The 4,351-nt window shown below is 35.8% G+C and carries 3 protein-coding genes; 2 read left to right on the forward strand and 1 reads right to left on the reverse strand.

Annotated features, from left to right (window positions below):
- On the forward strand, positions 1 to 257 hold a 257-nt coding region (locus MW688_RS01605), incomplete at its 5' end, for a hypothetical protein (RefSeq protein WP_486734161.1).
- A gap of 200 nt (positions 258 to 457) precedes the next feature.
- Here MW688_RS01605 and MW688_RS01610 read toward each other — a convergent pair.
- A complete protein-coding gene (locus MW688_RS01610) occupies positions 458 to 2,338 on the reverse strand; it encodes a DNA-directed RNA polymerase subunit gamma (RefSeq protein ID WP_486734163.1) in 1,881 nt (626 codons plus the stop codon).
- Positions 2,339 to 2,579: 241 nt separating this feature from the next.
- On the opposite strand from MW688_RS01610, the gene MW688_RS01615 reads away from it, so the two are divergent.
- Positions 2,580 to 3,920 (forward strand): NYN domain-containing protein, encoded by a 1,341-nt coding sequence (locus tag MW688_RS01615; protein WP_486734162.1) that lies wholly within the window; start codon positions 2,580 to 2,582, stop codon positions 3,918 to 3,920.
- Positions 3,921 to 4,351: the final 431 nt, after the last annotated feature.

The following is a 4,351-nucleotide window of genomic DNA, read 5'->3' on the forward strand; positions in this document are numbered from 1 at the left end:
AGAAAATTGATGAAAATATAATGATTATTAAAGCGGCGATCGCACAAAAGACAAAGAGAAAAAGATATGATTTAAAGATGGCGATCGCACAAAAGACAAAGAGAAAAAGATATGATTTAAAGATGGCGATCGCTCGAAAGACAAGTAGTGTAGCACAGAAGGGCGCAAGTATGAGCGCCCCTACCCAAGTAGGCGCCCACGTCAAGTTGAATAAAGTCATAAGACGTATGTGCCACAGAGTAAGCCCAGAAAATTGATGAAAAGATGATTATTATTAAAGCGGCGATCGCACGAAAGACAAAGAGAAAAAGATATTATTTAAAGATGGCGATCGCTCGAAAGACAAGTATGTAGGGGCGCTCATACTTGCGCCCATTCCCTACGGCTTGCGCCCACACATGAAGGCTTGCGCTCATTCCCTAAGGCTTGCGCCCATACTACGATTCAAATAAGTTTCTTAGAAAGCTAGGGCATCAATAACCGTTTTGTTATATATTACCCTTCCTGGAGTGGTATAAATATATTGAGCAATTTTTTCTCCGTCGGCAGTTTCTCTAACTTTCCGTTTTTTATAGTGCTTCCAAACAGTTCCATCTTCTAGATTTTCGGTTTTTTGAACCTCATTTTCATCTTTTTCACCAGTTTCTACAGTATCATCATGCCTTACCCAAATATAAGTATGTAAATCCAAATGACCCTGTTCATAGGCTCTTAGAACATCATCTAAACTACCAAAATAACGACCTTCTCCTTTTTTAGCTGCGGGATTTTCTGCTGTTAAATAGTAACAACCTAATACCATATCCTGAGAAGGAGCAATGATGGGACGACCTGTAGCAGGAGAGAGTATATTATGACAGGCCATCATCAATAGACGCGCCTCCGCTTGAGATTCTAAAGATAGGGGAACGTGTACAGCCATTTGGTCACCGTCAAAGTCTGCGTTAAATGGTGGACAGACCAAAGGATGTAATTGAATTGCTCTACCATCTACTAAAATTGGTTCAAAAGCTTGAATTCCTAGACGGTGGAGAGTAGGGGCACGGTTTAGGAGAATAGGGTGTCCTGTAATTACTTGTTCTAAGACACTCCATACTTGAGGGTCTCCCCGTTGAATCATCTTTTTAGCTGCTTTGATATTATTTACTATTTGCAGACGAATCAGACGATGAATCACAAAGGGTTGAAATAGCTCAATTGCCATTTCTCTGGGTAATCCACACTGATATATTTTTAACTTAGGACCTACTACAATTACTGAACGTCCTGAGTAGTCTACACGTTTACCTAGAAGGTTTTGACGAAAGCGGCCTTGTTTCCCTTCGATAATATCTGAGAGAGATTTCAAAGGTCGATTATTAGCGCCTACTACAGTTCTTCCTCTTCTACCGTTATCAATCAAAGCATCTACAGATTCTTGCAGCATCCTTTTTTCGTTACGGACGATGATTTCTGGGGCTAAGATTTCTTGTAAACGCGCTAAACGGTTATTGCGATTAATTACTCGGCGATACAAATCATTGAGGTCAGAGGTGGCAAAACGTCCACCGTCTAGTTGTACCATAGGACGTAAATCAGGAGGGATAACTGGAATTACTGTTAACACCATCCATTCTGGTCTAGAACCTGTGGCGATAAAATTATCAATTACCCTTAGACGTTTGATTAGTTTAGCTTTCTTTTGACCTTTGCTTTCGAGGATTTCTTCCCTTAGTTTTTCCGCCTCTTGGGTTAAATCTAAATCCTCTAGGAGTCTTTGAACGGCTTCTGCGCCTATTCCTACTTCAATTCCTTCTAGTTGGGACTCTTCTGCATAGATTTGTTCTTCAATTTCTAACCACTCGTCTTCATTTAGGAGTTGTTTATAGTTGAGATTAGAAGCGTTACCTGGGTCTAGAACTACGTAGGAGTTGAAATAAACTATTTGTTCTACATCTTTTAAAGACATATCTAGCAAGATACTTAAATAGCTAGGAATGCCTTTTAGATACCAAACATGAGTCACTGGTGCCGCTAGTTTTATGTAACCCATCCGGTGACGACGAACCCTCGACTCTGTTACTTCTACGCCACATCTTTCACAGACAATCCCCTTGTGTCTAACACGTTTATATTTACCACACCAGCATTCCCAATCTTTTGAAGGGCCAAAAATTTTCTCACAGAATAAACCATCCATTTCTGGTTTAAGAGTTCGATAATTAATTGTTTCTGGGGTATTAACTTCTCCTACTACAATTCCATTGGGTAAAGTTCTCTCTCCCCACTCTCTTATTCTTTCGGGAGATGCTAAAGCTATCTTGACGTAGTCAAATTTCCTTTCTTGTTGCTGCTTCATTTTAGAGTTATCGAGGTTAGACTGAATTAATATATCTTTAAACGAAAAAAGCGCGATCGCACTTCTATTATTAGGCACTCTTTCTATTATACAAGTTTATTTAACTGATTGTCTAAGCAAAGCCTTTATTATAGTAGAAGTAGCGCTCCTTGTCTATAAATTTAATTTTTTCTTGACTACAGTATCAAAAAGTGAAATTCTCCCTTTGTTTCCAACTGTTTTATGAAAAGCGGTGTCAATTATGACCACTAACAATCTAATTATCATCAATTCTCTTTGTGACTCTATCTATCAGACACTTTTCCTTATTCATCAAAATCATCCTGAGTGGTTAAAACCTAAGTTTAGGAATCATCCCTGGCATCGTTTAGATTTTCAAACTAAATTTAAGCATAAACTCAAAACCAAATTAGAAGAAATTCATCATCAAGAGGAACTCTTAAACAAAGTAATTGAACTCTTAAACTGTGTTTTACTTTCAGCTTTTTTCACCTCTCCTTATTTTCATGAATTCATTAATCAAATAATTTCTCTTAAATATATTAACTTACCTCTTCAAGAATATTCTAACAATCATCATTCAGTAGAAACCAACCAGGTTTTTAATTTGCCTATAGCAATTTTACTATTAGATATAGAAAACTTATATATAGATATCAATAGTGAAAAAATGTTAGGCCAAGCTTGCTTCTATCCTATTAAACTGAAGTTTGCTTTTGCCAATTGGCGCAACTTAGGAAAAAAAGACGTAGAATTTTACGAAAGAGGATACGAATTATTACACGTTCCTCCCGGAAAAAATAATGCTGATTTAAAAATGATTTCTTTTGGTTCTTCTATATGGTTACATCATCCCAATGTCAAAGAAGTACTTATATGTTCTTCAGATGGTGATTTAAATCATCTATCTACAAGTTTACAAAATCATGGTATCACTGTTTATAAAGTGTCTCGACGCAATCGTGAACTGGTGATGGTGAATAATCAAACTAGTCAAACCTATACTTTTTCTATAGTAGATTATAATAGTATTCCTAAAATAGAAGAATGTACTAATCATTGGAAATCTTTAATAAAAGGGGAACAGACGCGAACTAAAAAAACTTGGGTTAAATTAACTCGTTTAAAGCAAATGTTTAAAAAGAAATTTAAACTCACTATAGAAGAAGTAATAGATTATCATTTCCCAGGGAAAAACTATATAGAAATTCTTAAGAAAATAGATAATGACCTAGTTATACATCAAACTAAGGAAGAGGGGGCGGAAATTTATGTAACTATTTTTGGTGAATCAGTAAATCCCGAAGAAGCGATTCAAGTAAAAAAAGAAATAACTACAGCAGAAGAATTAGAGAAACAAATTGCGCAAATTGTCAAAAATTTAACTAAGAAATCAACAGAAACATATATTCCCATTAGTCAAGTAGCTAGTGAGTTTCACAAAACCTATCAACACTCAATTACTCAGACTATGCAAAAACTGCAACTGGGAAAAAAATTTACTAAGTTATTAGAATCTTACTCTTTAATAGAACTCAAAAAGGAAGGGAAGATTTATTATGTAAAAAGCGGCAAAAATTAGTGATTCTACTGCTTAATTTAAAAGGAATTTAATTCAGTATTTTTCTAGAGTCATTTCCTTCTCAAAAGTATACGAGTTTCATCGAGATATTATAGCCTCAAGACAGTTCAAAAAAGTAAGTATAAATACTTGAAAAAACTCATTACTCATTACTCATTACTCATTACTCATTATTCATCCATCACCAGCAACTTTTGGCAAAGATGCAAGATCTGAGGTTTACATACCCAAGTAAAAAAAGAGGTTCGTAGTTAGACTAAAGTCCATTTAGCCTAGGAAAATCCAGAGAATTCGTAGTTGGACCTTTAGTCCATTTAGCCTAGGAAAATCCAGAGAGAAAGTAGTTGAACTTTAGTCCATTTAGCCAAGGAAAATCCAGAGAGAAAGTAGTTGGACCTTTAGTCCATTTAGCCTAGGAAAATCCAGAGAGT

Source organism: Johannesbaptistia floridana, assembly GCF_057440575.1.

What these genes read in the sequence shown, in the direction of transcription:
- MW688_RS01615 (WP_486734162.1), top strand. Translation starts at nt 2,580, where the DNA reads ATGACCACTAACAATCTAATTATCATCAATTCTCTTTGTGACTCTATC.
- MW688_RS01610 (WP_486734163.1), bottom strand. Translation starts at nt 2,338, where the DNA reads ATGAAGCAGCAACAAGAAAGGAAATTTGACTACGTCAAGATAGCTTTA.